Source organism: Streptococcus mitis NCTC 12261 (assembly GCF_000148585.2).
Taxonomy (GTDB): Bacteria; Bacillota; Bacilli; order Lactobacillales; family Streptococcaceae; genus Streptococcus; species Streptococcus mitis.
The window spans coordinates 484,434-500,762 of sequence record NZ_CP028414.1 but is presented as its reverse complement, the minus strand read 5'-3'; the positions used below and the strand labels follow the sequence as shown (position 1 = coordinate 500,762).

Below are 16,329 nucleotides of genomic sequence, written 5' to 3'. Positions count from 1 at the left end.
CTCACTTACTTAATAACAATTGGACCGTTAATTTCTTTTTATCTTTTTTTGTTTGCCCATTATCTCTAACGAGTTTCACTCGACCAAATTTCCTTATACTAATCAAATCACCAACTTGAACTGCATAATCTGATTTTTCAACTAAATGGTAATTCACTTGGACTGCCTGTTTTTCAATTAACTGACTTGCTTGATTTCTAGACAGCTTGAAGACACCTGCTAGAAAAACATCTAATCTAGAACTAGCAATACATATATCTAATTCTTGATAATCTTCTACAGTAGCAATTCTCTCAGTAAAATGCTGTTCTTCTAGATGAACCGGTAAACGAGCAATTTTCGTAATGCCGTCTTGAAAAAGGAGCATAAACTGTCGATTAATGATAATCTGTGCTCTCTCTTCGTTGACTAAGATATCACCAAATAGCTTCCTATCGATTCCTAGCTGATTTAAAACAGTTCCTAATATTTTTGCATGCGTTAGGCGTTCAAACTTATTAGGATAGACTATTTCTTGCAAGGAAAGTTCAAAATCAGAGAATTCCGGCTCAAAATAATCAGGATACAGGAGAACCCGTACATATTCAGTTTCAAGAAACTGCCGACTGCTCATGTAGGAGATGCCGTTGGTTGATGCTAGCACCTTTAAAATCTTTTCTTGATGGGGATTTACAAAGGGTGTTAAAAAAGGAGAATAAGAATCTTCTACCTTTTTTATCCATTCTAATCCCTTATCAATAAAAGACGAATCATTCTTAGAAAAGTGTTGATAAATCATCTTGTTCATAGAAAGATCACTAAAAGTCGAATCAACTGCTCCCCTAGGAAGTGAACTAGTAATACCGCAATCCAGACAGATAAGTCAAGACCTGCAATCTGGAGGGGTAAACGTTGCAAGGGAGCTACTATCGGTTTCACTAAACTAATAATCAAGCGTCCAAGACGTGATTCATAAGCATTGGGAAACCAAGACATCAGAGCAAACACGATTAAAATCAGTGAATAGATATCCACTGCATTTTGAACAAAACGAATGAGAAAGATCATTATCTCACTCTCGTACGTTTCATATCAAAGCCAAATTCACCATTTTGTGATTCATCTGGAATTTTGATGTCTTCAATATTGACGACAACATCAACTGGTGTCAGCAGGTACATAGTAGATGCTACCTTTTTCATGTTACCAGCTAAAACATGGCGTGCCCCGTCCAGATAATCCAAACAACGACGTGCTTGAACTTCTGTCATATATTGGAAATCAATCAAAATACTTTCGTTACCAGCTAATAAATCAACAATATCTGTGGCATCTTCGTATTTACGTGGATAACGAACATCAATTGTCACCTTATCAGTAGAACGTTGACTTTGCATAGCCAACTCTTGTTGACGGGCATGAAGACGAGTGATGTTTTTATCTTTAGATGGCGTGCTACCAGCTTGTTGAGGCAACTCTTGAACAGAAGGGACTGGAGTCACAATTGGCTCTTCAGCTTTAGGCTGATATGCAGTACCAACATCTTCTCCATCTTCTGTAAAATAATCTATAAATTTATCAAATCTATCTTTTAAAGACATATTTCTTTCCTATTTAAAAAATGCTGTACCAATTCTGACAAATGTTGAGCCAAATTCAATCGCTTCCTTATAGTCACGACTCATACCCATACTCAAGTCCGTCATTGGCATATTGGGAATTTGTTTTTCTCTAATTTCTAGTTGCAAATCCTGCGTAGCTTTAAAAATTTCTTTCAACTCATCACTACTAGCTTCAAAAGGAGCCATGGTCATCAAGCCGACATATTCAATTTTATCTAAGGTGGCCAATTCTGGTAAGAGCTCCAATAGTTCTTCCCTTGAAAAACCATGTTTGCTCTCTTCCCTCGAGATATTTACTTGTAAGAAACACTTAACAACTCGGTCACTTCTTTTTTGAATTTCCTCTGCTAGCTTTAATGAATCCAAAGCGTGGAAATAATCAACATACTGAATGACATCTTTGACCTTGCGTCTTTGCAAGGTTCCAATCAAATGCCAGGTAATATTTCTATCTTTTAAAGCTTCATATTTCTCAAGAAATTTATCTACACGATTTTCACCAATATGATGCACACCTAGCGGAAGCAAAGCCTCCGCTGTCGGTACGTCTACATATTTTGTAACAGCAACAACCGAAACAGAATTAGCTTCTCTTCCTGCCTGCTGACTTGCATCTTTTATTTGTTGAAAAACACGTTCTGTATTTTCTTTCAAATTCATTTACTTAACGATTTTTGAAAAATGGAGGAGTGTCTAATTCATCCTCATCGTGTAAAGATGGTGCTTCGAAACGTTCAACTGGTGATACAACTGAATCAGTTGGTCGAACAATTGTCTCACGACGCAAGTCCCAATCACCAAATGCTGAAGATTGAGAAGTTTCTGTACGGCGAGGTGCTGGACTTGGAATTTCTGCAGTTTCAGCCATATCAAACTGACGATTATGATTGTGTGCATGACTAGGACTTGCTTGTTCATGACGGACAACTTGTCTTGGTGCATGGCCCACAACTTTTTCCACACGATCTTGACGAACACCAGTTGCCACAACTGTAACACGAATTTCATCTTTCATGTTTTCATCGATAGATGTTCCGAGCCAGATGTTCACTCCTTGACCAGCTGCTTGGTTGACAATTTCTGATGCTTCTTCAGCCTCAATCAAGGTTAAATCAAGACCACCAGTAACGTTGACGATAACATCCTCAGCACCGTCAATAGTTGTTTCAAGAAGTGGTGAGTAGATTGCCTTACGAGCTGCTTCTACCACACGTTCTTCACCACTACCGATACCGATACCCATTAGGGCGTTTCCTTTATTTGCCATAACTGTTTTCACATCGGCAAAGTCAAGATTAATCAAACCAGGGTTTGTGATCAAATCAGTAATTCCTTGAACACCTTGGCGAAGTACGTTATCTGCTTCGCTAAGAGCTTCAAGAAGTGGAGTTTTCTTATCAACAATTTCAAGCAAGTTGTTGTTTGAAATAATCAATAGAGTATCCACATGCTCACGAAGTTGATTGATTCCTTCTACAGCATACTGACCACGTTTGCTTCCTTCAAAACCGAAAGGACGTGTCACAACACCAACTGTAAGAGCACCCAAATCTTTAGCAATGCGGGCAATAACAGGAGCTGCACCAGTACCAGAGCCCCCTCCCATACCTGCAGTAATGAAGACCATATCTGCTCCAGTAATAGCTTGAGTCAAGGCTTCTTCGCTTTCTTCAGCTGCCTTTTGACCAACTTCAGGTCGACCGCCAGCACCCAAACCACGAGTCAATTTAGGGCCTAACTGAATTACAGTCTCAGCTTTTGTACTACTCAAAGCTTGTACATCTGTGTTTGCTGCGATAAATTCTACGCCTGCAACACCTTCGTCAACCATGCGGTTAATGGCGTTACCGCCACCTCCACCAACACCGATTACTTTAATAACTGCACCTTGAGCTGCTGCTGTATCAAATGAAAATGTCATAGTTTATTTTTCCTCTTTTATTCATCAAACATGCTTCCGATTAAGCCACGGAAACGATCTGCGATTTTTGGTTTATTTTGAGAAGATACTTTATCTTCTTTCGGAGCAACTACGTTCGTAGAAGCTGATTGCTCTACCTCAGTATTTTGAACTGGTTGAATAGGGGTCGGTTGTGCTACCTGCGTAACGCGTTGAATCATCCCACCGAAATTAATTGGTTGGTGACGCAAAGTATCCTCACCCTTGACTGCTCTTTGTGCTAATAAATGCACCTCAGTCAATTGACCAGCAAATTCAGACAAGCTAATCACATGAGCGAAGGCAGGATTACGGATTCCAACTTGATTTGGAACGTAAAGTTTGACACCAACGCCAAAGACTTCCTGTGCAAGTTCTACAATACCTGGTAAAATAGCATTTCCACCAATCAGAACAATCCCACCTGGAAGATCCAACAAATGTCTTCTTTCCAACTCTTGTTTGATTTGTTCAAAAATGTGCTTAATGCGGGCTGAAATAATCTCTGCTAGATAGCTTTCTGTAACTTCTACAGGTTCTACTTCACCAATTACTTCAACTTGGAAGGTTTCATTGCTTGCAAGTGAAGGGTAGGCTTCACCATAGTTTAATTTCAATCCTTCAGCTAATTTCTGTGAAGTCTTCAAGACTTTAGAGATATCTTTTGTGACATAATCTCCACCTTCTTGAAGAATATTTGTAAACTGGAGTTCTTGGTTACGGATTGTAGCAACAGTTGTTTGACCTGCTCCCATATCAATCACAGTAGCTCCAAATTCACGCTCACCTTCATTCAAGACTGAACGAACCAAAGCCAATGGTGAAATAATAATATTTTCAACTTGAACACCTGAGCGCTCAACTGTCTTGCGTAAATTGTGAAGAATAGTACGTGGACCTGTGTAAAGCAAACCACGCATTTCAAGACGAACACCCATCATGCCGCGTGGGTCACGAATACCTTGGAAACCATCTACGATAAATTCTTCTGGAATAAAAGTAATGACTTCACGATCTGGTGTCATACTCTTTGTCAAGGCTGATTTAACAACATTTTCAACATCTTGATCTGTAATTTCTTTTGTATCAGATGTAACTGGAATCATACCTTGAGTTGGTTCTACTTGCAAAAGATTTCCAGGCAAACCAACATTCACTGATTTGATTGAAATGCCAGCTTTCTCTTCTGCTTGGGAAATAGCTGACTTGATAGCAGTTGCTGCTGCTTCAATATCAACGATAATCCCATCCTTTACACCTTTACTCTTGGCATTACTTACACCAATTACGTTTAGTTCACCATTTCTATGCTCGGCAACCAATACTTTAATCGAATTAGTTCCGATATCTAAGCCTGTAAAAAAACCATCTCTAGCCATTACATCGCATCCTCTCTCTTCCAAGTTTCAAACTTCTATTCAATATAGCTAAAATAGGGCATAGCTATTCACAGAATATTATAACACAAAAAATCCAATCGTGCTTAGTTTTTCCTAAATTTACTTACCATTTTTTCACATTCTTTCCTTAGCTTTTTTTATTTTCCAAACAAGTTATAAAAAATCAGATTTATGAAAAAAAGAAAGCTCATTTCTAAGCTTTCTTTGCAATCATTTTTTCTGCTTCTTGCTCTAAAAATAGTTCCAAGATTTTCTTTGTTAACGTAATCGCTGCTGATAAGGCCAGGGAAACGATTAAATAATTAGCTACTAAGCCATGGTCTCCAACCAATGGTGGTTTTGTCAAGAATCCGTAATCTCCACCTGTTACTAAATTGACCACAAAAATCAAGGCATTTAGTGCAAAGGTCATGAGAAAAATTCCCTTCACATCCAGCAATCGCGCGTTATACTGTCTCAATAGATAAACTAAAGAGTTCCCCAAGAGAGCTAAGTGGCCAAAGATAAAGGATAAAATCGTAATATGTGGGAAAGGATAGGCATCTGACACTGGATAAACAAAGGCTGCTAATGTCCCAAATGTTCCTAGTAATGCAAAATACTGCCTATATTTGGACTGACCAGGTAGCAAGAGCACCACAAACATAGCCATACGACAATGGTAAAAGGGTAAACTTTCTGACAGAGGCATATGATTGACCCCATACCAACCATAAAGCAGGATCAACTGAACCGCCTGCAAGATTTGGAAAAATCGTTGGTAAGCCTTCTTTTCACGATAACGATAGGCTGTATAAAAGGTCAAAGCCAAGAGTGTAAATATACTGACATACCAAAAAAGGTCAAATTTGGGTGGCTCTGTTGCTTGGGTCGTAAAGAAAATATCCCATAAATTCATCTAGTCTTCCTCATGATTCAAAATTTTCCTGCATATTATTATACCATGCTATTTGTCAAAAATGGATTTAGAAATACGTAAATGTTTGACAAAATCACTTTGCTTCATTTTCTAAACTTTCTAACAACTTGGCTAGATTCATAGAGTTAGAGCCTTTGAGTAGGATTTGGTCATTGACTCCAAGGCTTTCTTTGACCTGCTTAACTAGGTCTTCAAATTGGTCTTGGTCTTCTGTTTTCTTGAAGTAGTAAACGTGGCCGATTGGGAACATTTGACTGGCCAGTTGAGCCAATTCAGCAATGTCTTCTCCGTAGAAAATCACGGTATCAAGCACATCTGGTGAGAGGCTCAAAATCATCTGGTTATGGAGCTGAACAGACTGGTCACCGAGTTCCTTCATGTCCGCTAAGACAGCGATTTTTTTGCCACCTTCGTTGGCTGGAATAGCCGAAAAAGTCTCTAAAATCAACTTCATAGCAGTTGGATTGGCATTATACACATCTGATAGAATATCTGCACCATTGGCTGCTTTCTTCCACTCAGTACGGTTACGCGTCAATTCAAGATTTTGGAAGGCCTGACGAATTTGCTCCTCTGAAACTCCTTCTTGTAGGGCAACATAGGATGCAATCATGGCATTAGTAGCATTGTACTTACCAGTCACTGGCAAATCAAGGGCTTGTTCCAAGAAATTAGCCTTAAATGTCAGACTATCCTTGCGCTCAATCAAGTCTGTAATTTCCAACTCTGCTCCTTGGCCAAAACGAACTACCTTTTTGTCAGTTGGCAAGTAGTCCTCTACAATCGGATCTGCTGGTGCCAAGAGCAAGGAATTCGAAGACATCCCGTCTGCAATTTGCATTTTTCCTTTAGCAATCTCCGAACGGTCTTTGAAAAAGGCCAAATGGGCTTCGCCAACCAAGGTCACGATGGCTGTTTTTGGATGAGCCAATTCAGACAAGAGATGGATATCTCCCAAGTGATCCTGCCCCATCTCCAAGACCAACTTTTCTGTTCCTTCAGGCATATGGAGAACTGTGTATGGAAGACCAATCTCATTATTGTAGTTACCTTGTGTTTTGTAGGTCTTGTAGGTTGTTGATAGCAAGTGCGCTAACATATCCTTGGTCGTTGTTTTACCATTTGAACCCGTAACCGCAAAGACATCAACAGCTGTTTTTTCAAGATAGTAGGCTGCTAGTTGCTGAAAGGCAGTCAGAACATCATCTACTAGAATGTAGGGATGATTTGCGACCTTTTTCTCAGACAGGGTTACTGCTGCACCATTTTCAAAGGCTATTTCGATAAAGTCATGGCCATCACGCGCACCTTTGAGGGGCACAAATAAATCTCCTGTCGCAATCAAACGACTGTCAAACTCAGCCTTTTCTAACTGAGCATCTGCAAAAAGACTGACATTATTTTTAGCTCCGACAACTTGAGCCACTTCATGGATTGTTAATTTCATTTCTACTCCTTTAAAAAGGGTCGAAGCTCGAGAACTCTAGTCACCTTTCAGTGATGGTTCTGGCTTCTACCCTCTCTTTCATTTTATAGCAAATGCGCTTCGCGCTTGTCAAAACTTTCCTTGGCAAGGTCAACCAAACGCTCGATTAGTTCTGGGTAGCTGATTCCCATATTGTCCCAAAGTAGTGGGTACATAGACCACTGGGTGAAACCTGGCATGGTATTGAGCTCGTTTAGGAAAATCTCTCCCTTATCTGTATAGAAGAAATCACAACGAGATAGACCTAAACCACCAATAGCACGGAAGGCAGTTTCTGCATTCTGACGCATGACAGCTACCACATCATCACTGATTTTAGCTGGGATATCCATGGTAATCTTGTTATCAATATACTTGGCATCATAGTCATAAAAGGCAACATCCTTAACTACTTCTCCTGGAAGCGTGCTTTTAACATCGTAGTTACCCAGTAGGCCAACCTCGATTTCACGGGCATTTACCCCTTGTTCAACCAAGACACGGCTATCATATTGGAAGGCAAGTTTCAAGGCTTGACGAAGTTCCTCTTGATTTTCAGACTTAGAAATACCGACACTAGAACCCATGTTAGATGGTTTTGTGAAAACTGGATAAGTCAATTTTTCTTCAACTTCAGCAATTTTAGCAGTCATATCATCACCTTCGACAATGGCCACATAAGGAACTTGGGCAATCCCGACAGATTCTAACACACGCTTGGTCGTGATTTTGTCCATGGCAAGGCTAGATGACAAAATGTTGCAACCAACATAAGGCATTTTCAAAACTTCAAGGAAACCTTGAACAGAGCCATCTTCTCCCATCGGACCATGAAGGACTGGAAAGACCACTGCTCCCTCTTCATATATGGCACTTGGTGCAACTTTCTTATCCCAATCAATGGTTTCATTGGTCATAAGACGATCCTCTTGACCTGGAGTCTGGTTAAATTCTTGCGTTTTAATAAAGTCACCTGACTGGCTGATGAAGAAAGTCTTGACTGTGAAACGATCGTAGTTGACCGCACGCATAACACTTTCCGCTGAAAGGACAGAGACTTCACGCTCTGCACTACGCCCACCGTATAAAAGAATAATCGTTTGTTTCATATTATTTGTTCCAATTCTAATAGAATACTTGTTCTTTAGTATATCATATTTGCTTCTTTTTTGAAACTTGAACCTGATACTGGTCTTCAATAAATCTAAAAAGAGACCGATAAAACAACTGTCGGTCTCCGTGATTTTTGTATAAATGAATTGAGTGTGTTAATTTGTCTAGACTTACAACTCTGTTCGATTTTCAATGGCTCGTAAGAGTGTCACTTCGTCCGCATACTCAATGTCCGCTCCGACAGCGAGACCTCGTGCTAGACGCGTAACCTTGATACCAGCTGGCTTGAGCAAACGAGAAAGATACATGGAGGTCGCTTCACCATCTGCTGTAGCATTGGTCGCCACAATCACTTCTGAAACTTCACTATCCATAAGACGAGTCATAAGGCTCTTGAGATTGATATCGTCCGGACTGATACCATTCATGGGAGAAATGAGTCCATGCAAGACATGATAGAGTCCATGGTATTCTTGGATATTCTCCATGGCTGCCACATCGCGACTATCTTCGAGAACTAAAATCGTTGTCTGGTCACGAGTCGGATCGGTACAGATAGAACAAGGATCGTCGTCTGTCAAACGTCCACAAATAGAACAGTAGGTCAATTCTCTCTTAGCAGAAAGGAGATTTTTAGCAAATTCATTGACATCATCATCAGACATCCCAATCGTATAAAAGGCCAGACGGGTAGCCGTCTTAATCCCGATACCCGGTAACTTAGAATAACTATCAATTAGCTTGGCAATAGGTGTTGGATAAAGCATATGTTCCTTTCTAATTCATTGGATGATGTTGGTTATAGAGGTTGATAATATCGCGCGCAATGGAAGGTCCGACACCATTTGTAAGGTTGGTGTTATGAGGGAAGACAACAGCTACAGCGATTTGAGGATTATCTGATGGTGCATAGGCCACAGCATTAGTATTGTTAGCTTTTTGACCACCCTCAACATAACTTTCGGCAGTACCTGTTTTTCCACTAATGGATACCGCTGCGCCATTTGAAAAGGCACGACCGGTTGTCAAAGCACTTCCACCATGTGAAACTTGATAAAATCCTTGTTGAAGAATGGAAACATCAGACTCAGAAATATTAATTTTATTCATTTCCTTGGTTTCAACAGATTGGATTAAGTTCCCTAAACCACCTTGTTCGTTGTTTCCATAAATCCCCTCGACAATGTGAGGTGCAATCCGAACACCGTTGTTGGCAATGGTGCCAACGTACTGGGCTAATTGCATAGGGGTGTAGTTATCAAACTGGCCAAAGGCATTGGTAATGTAATTAGCAAAATTATACTCTTTTGGTATAAAACCAGTTGACTCATCTGGAAGGTCAATGCCTGTTGAGGCTCCAAGACCATATTCCGCAAATGTCGAGCGAAGTTTCCCCATGGCGGATTCTAAATTGTTAGTTAGAACAAACATATTGGGTTGATAGGTCTGACCCATAATGCCCAAAGCCGTTTGAACCATATAGGTATTAGAAGAATACTCCAAGGCTTCCACAGCTGTAATCGGGAATGAACCGTAAGCCTGAGTGTACCAAGAATTAATCGGAGCTGAACCTTGGAAGACAATCGGTTGGTCTGTCAAGGTCTGATTCCCTGATAAGACTCCATTCTCCCAACCAGAGCTGATGGTCGCCGCCTTGACAACAGAACCCGGCACAAAGACATTGGTTACTGTTCCCAAGGAATCAGGTGTTAAATCTCCCGTTTTCAAGTCATGTTTTAGCCCTGACATAGACAAAACCGCACCTGTTTTTGGGTTAAGGGCGACTGCATACACACCTTCTGAATACTTGGCTCCTCCATTTCCCAGTTCGGAATTGAAATAACTCTTAAGCAGATTGTCCACGCTATCTTGGAAGGCCAAATCAATAGTCAGTTTAATATTATTCCCTTTGGTACCATCTTCGATATTTTCGACACTTTCCATGTTACCGTACTTATCTAGATGGATTTCCTTAACTGAGCGTTTTCCTTGCAAGGTTTCTTCATATTGTTTTTCTAGATAAGAAGTCCCAACACGATCATTTAAAGAATAACCCTTTTTGATATAAGCATCTGCTTCTTCAGCTGGTAGACCAGCTTTTTCACTGGATACACTTCCTACTATAGACGAAAGAGAAGTCTCTAGGACCTTTCGATCCCACGAAGTTGAAATACTGATACCAGGTAAATTCTTAGAAGCCGAAGCAATCAAGGCAATCTGTGTGTTTGACAAGGAATCTGTCGCAATGGTGCCTGTCGCAAAATTTCCAACTGCATTGAGTTGGCTAAAGAGATAAATTTCTTTCTTTTCGTCATCCGAGTAAGCCAATTGACTTGGATCGATACTTTCAACAGTATTATTGTAAAGCTCAGATTCAGATAATTGATTGCCATCAGAATCAAGTCGCTTCTCACGTGGTAAACTTTCCACTGCTTTCTTATATACATCTTGATCTGCTAGATAATAGTCCGCCAACTGTCGATCAGTCAATGTTGGAGAAGTAACTCCCACATAAGCCAGCAACTTCTTGGCTGTTTCTTTTAAATCTGCAGCCGTCATTTTGTTGTTTCGAGTAAAGGAAACGACTTGTTTCACAGTATTTTCAACCAAAGGCTTGCCACTAGCATCATAAATTTCGCCCCGAGCCGAACTAGTAGTCACCTTTGTTTTACTAGCAGATGCTAATTTTGTCTCATAAAAATCCTTGTTCAAAACCTGCATATAAAGCAGGCGACCAATAATAGCCATAAAGAGTAAAATGACAATCGAAAACAATAAATTAAGCCGAATCGGAATCGAATGGCTGTCAAATTTTCTCATACAAATCAGTCTCATTTCTATTTAAAATCTTACTCTTCATTGTACCACAATTTGAGCAGAAAATTATGGAAAAGCAAGAAGCTTTTTTTCGTTTTTACAGTAAGATACGTTTTTATTTATTCATCCCTATATTATATGTTATAATGAATGTAAAAGTTCAATAATCTAGTCTTTTTCCAACACGACTCATTTAAAGGAGCCTTTCTATGGACAAACCAGATATAGCAACCATCATTGATTCCCACTTCGAAGAAATGACAGACCTAGAGCAAGGAATCGCTCGCTATTTTTTGCAAGCTGAAACGATTACAGATGATTTATCTTCCCAACAGGTCACTCAAAAATTACATATCTCTCAGGCTGCTCTGACCCGCTTTTCTAAAAAGTGTGGTTTTACAGGCTATCGAGAATTTATTTTCCAATACCAACACCAAGCAGAGAAACAGGACACCCATTCTCACAAACACAGTCCACTGACAAAACGAGTCCTTAGAAGTTATAGCAGTATGCGGGAACAAACACAGGACTTGATTGATGAAGTCCAACTAGAAAGAATTGCCCAGTTAATCGAAGATGCTGAGCGTGTCTACTTCTTCGGAACAGGGAGTTCTGGCCTCGTAGCTCGTGAAATGAAATTACGCTTCATGCGTCTAGGTGTGGTCTGCGAGGCTTTAACCGATCAAGACGGTTTTGCTTGGACAACCAGTATTATGGATGAGAATTGTCTCGTACTCGGTTTCTCTCTTTCTGGCACAACCCCTTCTATTTTAGATAGTCTATTAGACGCTAAGGAGATGGGGGCAAAGACTGTACTTTTTACAAGTGTTCCCAATAAAGATAGTCAGGCCTATACAGAGACTGTTCTTGTAGCCACCCACAGCCAGTCATCCTACATCCAACGAATATCCGCTCAACTTCCTATGCTCTTCTTTATCGATTTGATTTATGCCTACTTTTTGGAAATCAATCGAGAAAGTAAGGAAAAAATCTTTAATAGTTACTGGGAAAATAAAAAACTAAACGGCTATCGTCGACAAAAACGTGTAAGAAAATCCTAGTTTGGCTCAGCCAAACTAGGATTTTTATTCATCACTAAACATACCTCTTCTAGATTATGAATTAGTCATATCTTGACTTGGTCTTGAATAATTTCATGTAATCACTTTTTGAAGGGAGTAAATAAGCAAGTCTGACGGTATCCTCAACAATTGTATATAATACGATGTAATCCTTACTCAAGGTCAATCCTCGCGTTTGGTAGCGAGGGTCTAATTTCTTACCAAATTTTTCATCGGCATCAAATCCAGCTTGGGGGAAAATTTCTAGACGATTAATATCTTTTCTAATACTGGCTACTTTTCGTCTCGCAGCCTCTACAGAACCAATTTCCTCCGCTATATACTGATATATTTTGTCCAGACTATCAATCACTCTAGGAGAATACAAAATCCGATATTTTTTATAATCCATAGCGTGTCACGACATCCTCATCTGTCAAGTAATTTCCAGCCTCAATCTTGGCATAACTTTCTTGAACTTCTGCTTGTAATTGTCTAAACAAATACTCCTTCTCTAATTCCTCTTCACTCAGTAAATCTACTTCATTTGTTACGGCAACATTCTTTAAAAATAATCTGAGTGCTGATGAAAGAGAGAGATTTTGTTCTTTTAACACTTCCATGGCATCATTTACCAATTCTCTATTAGCTTGGAAGGTCACAATTTTATTTGAATTCGCTATAGCCATTTTATATAATTCCTTTATATATTTTATTTATTATCTCACAATTATAAAGAAAGTCAAGGGAATTTGATCAGAAAATCCTAGTTTGGTTAAACCAAACTAGGATTGTTTTGTTTTAAAGTGATAATAAGCTCCTAACATACCTGCTGTATTTTGATGATGGGCAAATTCTAATCGTGTTTTTTCAGCAAGGCTTGGTACCAAAGCATCTTTCAAAGCTTTTCGAATTTTAGGCTTGAGGATAGCCTCTTGCCCCATTATACCGCCACCGAGAATGACTACTTCTGGATTGGCCACATAGCAAATATTTGCCAGACCTTTTCCTAGATAGTCTACCATCCGGTCAATACCAGCCATGCAGATTTTGTTTCCTTCAGTGGCTTCCTTAAAGATACGTCGACCATTCCACTGGTCAACTGGATCTCCATGACCTGCTGCTACATACTCCACCAAGGCTGTCGTAGAAGCAAGATCTTGGAAAGCACCATCCTGCATGTGCATATAACCAACTTCACAGGCTGAATTGCTAAATCCATGGAAGACTTTCCCATCCATAATCAAGCAACCCCCGATACCTGTTCCAATAGTCAAGCAAAGAGTGACACTCGCTCCCTTGCCTGAACCAGATACCGCCTCAGCCAGACCTGCACAGTTGACATCATTTTCAATCTCACAAGGAATCGCAAAGCTAGTCTCAATTTCCTTCTTAAACTGAGTTCCTGCATAATTAGGGATTTGAGGGCCTGCATAGAAAATCTCACCCTTGTCTGGATCTACCATCCCAGCAGAAGAAATGGCAACACCTGCTACTGGGCCTTTTTCTAAATAGCTGGCTACAATATCTTTGGTCTTTTGTAAGATATGAGGTCCACCCTGATGCGCCTCTGTTGGCATTTCATGCGATTCAACAAGTTGGCCTTCTTGGTCAATCAAACCATATTTGATGTTGGTTCCACCGATATCAATTGCAACGTAGTGTGTCATAAATACCTCCTTATGAATTAGAGGAAGCGCTCCTTGGTTTCACGAATCAAGGCTGCAGCTGCTTCTACAACTGGACGATCGTCTTCAGTCACTGGTGTCAATGGTGAACGAACAGAACCAATATTCAAGCCTTCATTGATCTTCAAGACTTCCTTAATCACACCGTACATATTTCCATGTGCAGCAGTGAGTTTACCAATGATAGCGTTGATAGCATACTGCAATTCACGCGCTGTTTCCAAGTCTTTGTCAGCAATCAACTGATTGAGTTTCAAGAAAAGTTCTGGCATCGCACCATAAGTACCACCGATACCAGCTTTAGCACCCATGAGGCGACCACCTAGGAACTGTTCATCAGGACCATTAAAGACGATATGATCTTCCCCACCAAGGCTGACAAAGGTTTGGATATCTTGAACTGGCATAGAAGAGTTCTTCACACCGATAACACGAGGATTTTTCAACATTTCTGTGTAGAGACTTGGAGTCAAAGCAACACCTGCCAATTGAGGAATGTTGTAAATCACGTAGTCTGTATTTGGAGCTGCAGAACTGATATCGTTCCAGTATTTAGCAACTGAGTATTCTGGTAAGCGGAAGTAAATCGGTGGAATCGTTGCAATGGCATCTACACCCAAGCTTTCTGCATGACGAGCTAGTTCCATACTATCTTTAGTATTATTGCAAGCAACATGGGCAATAATAGTTAATTTACCTTTGGCAACTGCCATGACTTCTTCCAAGATTAACTTGCGGTCTTCAACGCTTTGGTAGATACATTCACCAGAAGAACCATTGACATAAAGACCTTGAACACCTTTATCAATGAAGTATTGAACCAAGGCACGCGTACGCTCTGGACTTACTTCTCCTTGATCATCATAACATGCGTAAAAGGCTGGAATGACACCTTCATATTTTTTTAAATCTGACATAGATTTTCTCCTAAGTTTTCTTTTTTTCTGCTAAAAGCAGGATTTATTCTTTACGTGTTTAGTATACACCTTGTGAAAAACGCTTTCAATATCTTGTGTACACTTAGATTTTAGTTTCGATATGTATTTTGAAATGTTTATGGCTTGAAAGTAGTTTCAGAAACAAGCCATCCTATTGGTATTTTGCGAAAATTTTCTCCATCAATCCAGTCTGGATAAAGACCAAGAGTCCAAACCCAAAAAGTAGGAAGGCTGAGCCACCTAAAAGTAAACTGAAGGCGGACAGATAAAGAACCATCACAATGAGAAAGAGAATAACTAACATGAGAAAGAACCAAGGAAAGTTGAAACTTGCCAAGATAAGTCCTTTTTGTAGCACTTCTTTCCAAGTCAAATCATAGCGCGCAGCTATAGGGTAGCTAGCCAACATCACGATAGTGAGGAAGATAAGAACACCTAGACAAATAGCTTTTACCATTTGGAAAGGCATAGCTGTCTGCCCCCAAAAAAGATAGAGGTCTAAAATACTTAATGAGACGATACCCAACTCAAGCAGACCTAACTGAAGACCTAGTTTCAGATTTTGCTTGAAAGCTCTTAGATAGATTTTAAAGACAGGCACACGTCTACTCTTCTTAATCTCAAACATAGTCTCGTAAAGGCTAATTTTAGCCACTCCAATCGTCACGATGGGCAAACAAGAGACAACAAAAAGAAGATTGGCTGTCACGATATCCAAGACCTTCTCACTAAAACGCATGAGAAAGTTATCTGTATCAAATGCTGCCTTGATAAGGCTTACTCCTTTTTGTGCCATGTCTACTCCTCCTGAGTTTTTAATCAATCAAAATTTTAAAGAGATATTTGCGAACCTTCTCTTCCATACCTGCATAGCCATTTGGCTGGTGTGGTTCTCCTGGGAAGAAAATCGCAAAATTGTGATAACCCAACAAGAGTGGGTAGTGTTCATGACAATGCACAAAGCCAATGTCACTTGCTTCGTCGAATGCTACTGCCTCGTCTTTGATACGTGAACCGTAACTCGAATATTCATGTCCTTCTACCAGTAAATGCAAATCTGCATAGTTCTGATGATGCTCAAATTGATCATTTTCAGCTTGATTGAGGACATTTTCCTGAACAACTAGAAAGACCTTGTCCCCATCAATCTCATACTTTCCTAATTCGAAAGAATCCTTACGGTGCTGATAGAGATAGTCGATAGCCTTGTCTAGATTGGGATGAATTCCTTTGTAAAAGGTGATGTTTTTCAAATCGTCAAAAATCATACTCTTTCCTTCGTTTCTGATAGTTAACTAAAATCATAAATTAAGTTTATAAGTGTCTAACAGAATCTCTAAGGTAAGCAAATACCCAACATTTTGTAGACACTTATAACATCTATATTT

18 protein-coding genes are annotated in these 16,329 nt (G+C 39.8%); 1 reads left to right on the top strand and 17 read right to left on the bottom strand.

Going from position 1 to position 16,329, the window contains the following annotated elements; all coding sequences use genetic code 11:
• Position 1: 1 nt before the first annotated feature.
• The 11 genes from SM12261_RS02790 to pbp2b form a co-directional block, all read right to left on the bottom strand.
• Positions 2–787, bottom strand: coding sequence for a YlmH family RNA-binding protein (locus SM12261_RS02790; RefSeq protein ID WP_001038447.1), 786 nt, complete (start codon positions 785–787; stop codon positions 2–4).
• The gene (locus tag SM12261_RS02785) at positions 784–1,047 is read right to left on the bottom strand and encodes a YggT family protein (protein ID WP_000576496.1); all 264 of its coding nucleotides are present in this window, start codon (positions 1,045–1,047) and stop codon (positions 784–786) included. Before SM12261_RS02785 ends, SM12261_RS02790 begins: the two co-directional genes overlap by 4 nt.
• Positions 1,047–1,580, bottom strand: a complete 534-nt coding sequence (locus SM12261_RS02780; RefSeq protein ID WP_000053356.1) for a cell division protein SepF — start codon at positions 1,578–1,580, stop codon at positions 1,047–1,049. Before SM12261_RS02780 ends, SM12261_RS02785 begins: the two co-directional genes overlap by 1 nt.
• 9 nt (positions 1,581–1,589) lie before the next feature.
• The gene (locus SM12261_RS02775) at positions 1,590–2,261 is read right to left on the bottom strand and encodes a YggS family pyridoxal phosphate-dependent enzyme (RefSeq protein ID WP_001049393.1); all 672 of its coding nucleotides are present in this window, start codon (positions 2,259–2,261) and stop codon (positions 1,590–1,592) included.
• Between the two features lie 4 nt (positions 2,262–2,265).
• Positions 2,266–3,522, bottom strand: a complete 1,257-nt coding sequence (gene ftsZ / locus SM12261_RS02770; RefSeq protein ID WP_000144257.1) for a cell division protein FtsZ — start codon at positions 3,520–3,522, stop codon at positions 2,266–2,268.
• Positions 3,523–3,539: 17 nt separating this feature from the next.
• Positions 3,540–4,919 (bottom strand): cell division protein FtsA, encoded by a 1,380-nt coding sequence (ftsA, locus tag SM12261_RS02765; protein WP_000090252.1) that lies wholly within the window; start codon positions 4,917–4,919, stop codon positions 3,540–3,542.
• Positions 4,920–5,133: 214 nt separating this feature from the next.
• On the bottom strand, positions 5,134–5,838 hold the full coding sequence (locus SM12261_RS02760; RefSeq protein ID WP_001055234.1) for a YwaF family protein: 705 nt from the start codon (positions 5,836–5,838) through the stop codon (positions 5,134–5,136).
• 94 nt (positions 5,839–5,932) lie between these two features.
• The gene (locus SM12261_RS02755) at positions 5,933–7,306 is read right to left on the bottom strand and encodes a UDP-N-acetylmuramoyl-tripeptide--D-alanyl-D-alanine ligase (protein ID WP_000778760.1); all 1,374 of its coding nucleotides are present in this window, start codon (positions 7,304–7,306) and stop codon (positions 5,933–5,935) included.
• 83 nt (positions 7,307–7,389) lie between these two features.
• Positions 7,390–8,433 carry a D-alanine--D-alanine ligase gene (locus SM12261_RS02750; RefSeq protein ID WP_000814640.1) on the bottom strand — a complete coding sequence of 348 codons (1,044 nt, stop codon included), beginning with the start codon at positions 8,431–8,433 and terminating at the stop codon, positions 7,390–7,392.
• Between the two features lie 174 nt (positions 8,434–8,607).
• On the bottom strand, positions 8,608–9,204 hold the full coding sequence (recR, locus tag SM12261_RS02745) for a recombination mediator RecR (protein WP_000966754.1): 597 nt from the start codon (positions 9,202–9,204) through the stop codon (positions 8,608–8,610).
• A 10-nt stretch (positions 9,205–9,214) separates the two neighbouring features.
• Entirely contained in the window at positions 9,215–11,272 is a 2,058-nt protein-coding gene (gene pbp2b, locus SM12261_RS02740) for a penicillin-binding protein PBP2B (protein ID WP_004238750.1), read from the bottom strand.
• Positions 11,273–11,463: 191 nt separating this feature from the next.
• Here pbp2b and SM12261_RS02735 point away from each other — a divergent pair, with 191 nt between their 5' ends.
• The gene (locus SM12261_RS02735) at positions 11,464–12,315 is read left to right on the top strand and encodes a MurR/RpiR family transcriptional regulator (protein WP_000360341.1); all 852 of its coding nucleotides are present in this window, start codon (positions 11,464–11,466) and stop codon (positions 12,313–12,315) included.
• Positions 12,316–12,376: 61 nt separating this feature from the next.
• Here SM12261_RS02735 and SM12261_RS02730 read toward each other — a convergent pair whose 3' ends face one another.
• The 6 genes from SM12261_RS02730 to SM12261_RS02705 form a co-directional block, all read right to left on the bottom strand.
• Positions 12,377–12,727, bottom strand: coding sequence for a type II toxin-antitoxin system RelE/ParE family toxin (locus tag SM12261_RS02730; RefSeq protein ID WP_000384864.1), 351 nt, complete (start codon positions 12,725–12,727; stop codon positions 12,377–12,379).
• Entirely contained in the window at positions 12,717–13,004 is a 288-nt protein-coding gene (gene relB, locus SM12261_RS02725) for a type II toxin-antitoxin system RelB/ParD family antitoxin (protein WP_000951984.1), read from the bottom strand. The genes SM12261_RS02730 and relB overlap by 11 nt, the downstream gene beginning before the upstream one ends.
• A 96-nt stretch (positions 13,005–13,100) precedes the next feature.
• The gene (locus SM12261_RS02720) at positions 13,101–13,985 is read right to left on the bottom strand and encodes an ROK family protein (RefSeq protein ID WP_000150262.1); all 885 of its coding nucleotides are present in this window, start codon (positions 13,983–13,985) and stop codon (positions 13,101–13,103) included.
• 17 nt (positions 13,986–14,002) lie between these two features.
• On the bottom strand, positions 14,003–14,920 hold the full coding sequence (locus SM12261_RS02715) for a dihydrodipicolinate synthase family protein (protein ID WP_001281493.1): 918 nt from the start codon (positions 14,918–14,920) through the stop codon (positions 14,003–14,005).
• 172 nt (positions 14,921–15,092) lie between these two features.
• Positions 15,093–15,737: a YesL family protein gene (locus SM12261_RS02710; protein WP_000057476.1), complete on the bottom strand. Its 645-nt coding sequence runs from the start codon at positions 15,735–15,737 to the stop codon at positions 15,093–15,095.
• A gap of 19 nt (positions 15,738–15,756) precedes the next feature.
• Complete coding sequence (locus SM12261_RS02705; RefSeq protein WP_000575452.1) at positions 15,757–16,209, bottom strand: NanQ anomerase/TabA/YiaL family protein; 453 nt, start codon at positions 16,207–16,209, stop codon at positions 15,757–15,759.
• Positions 16,210–16,329 lie beyond the last annotated feature (120 nt).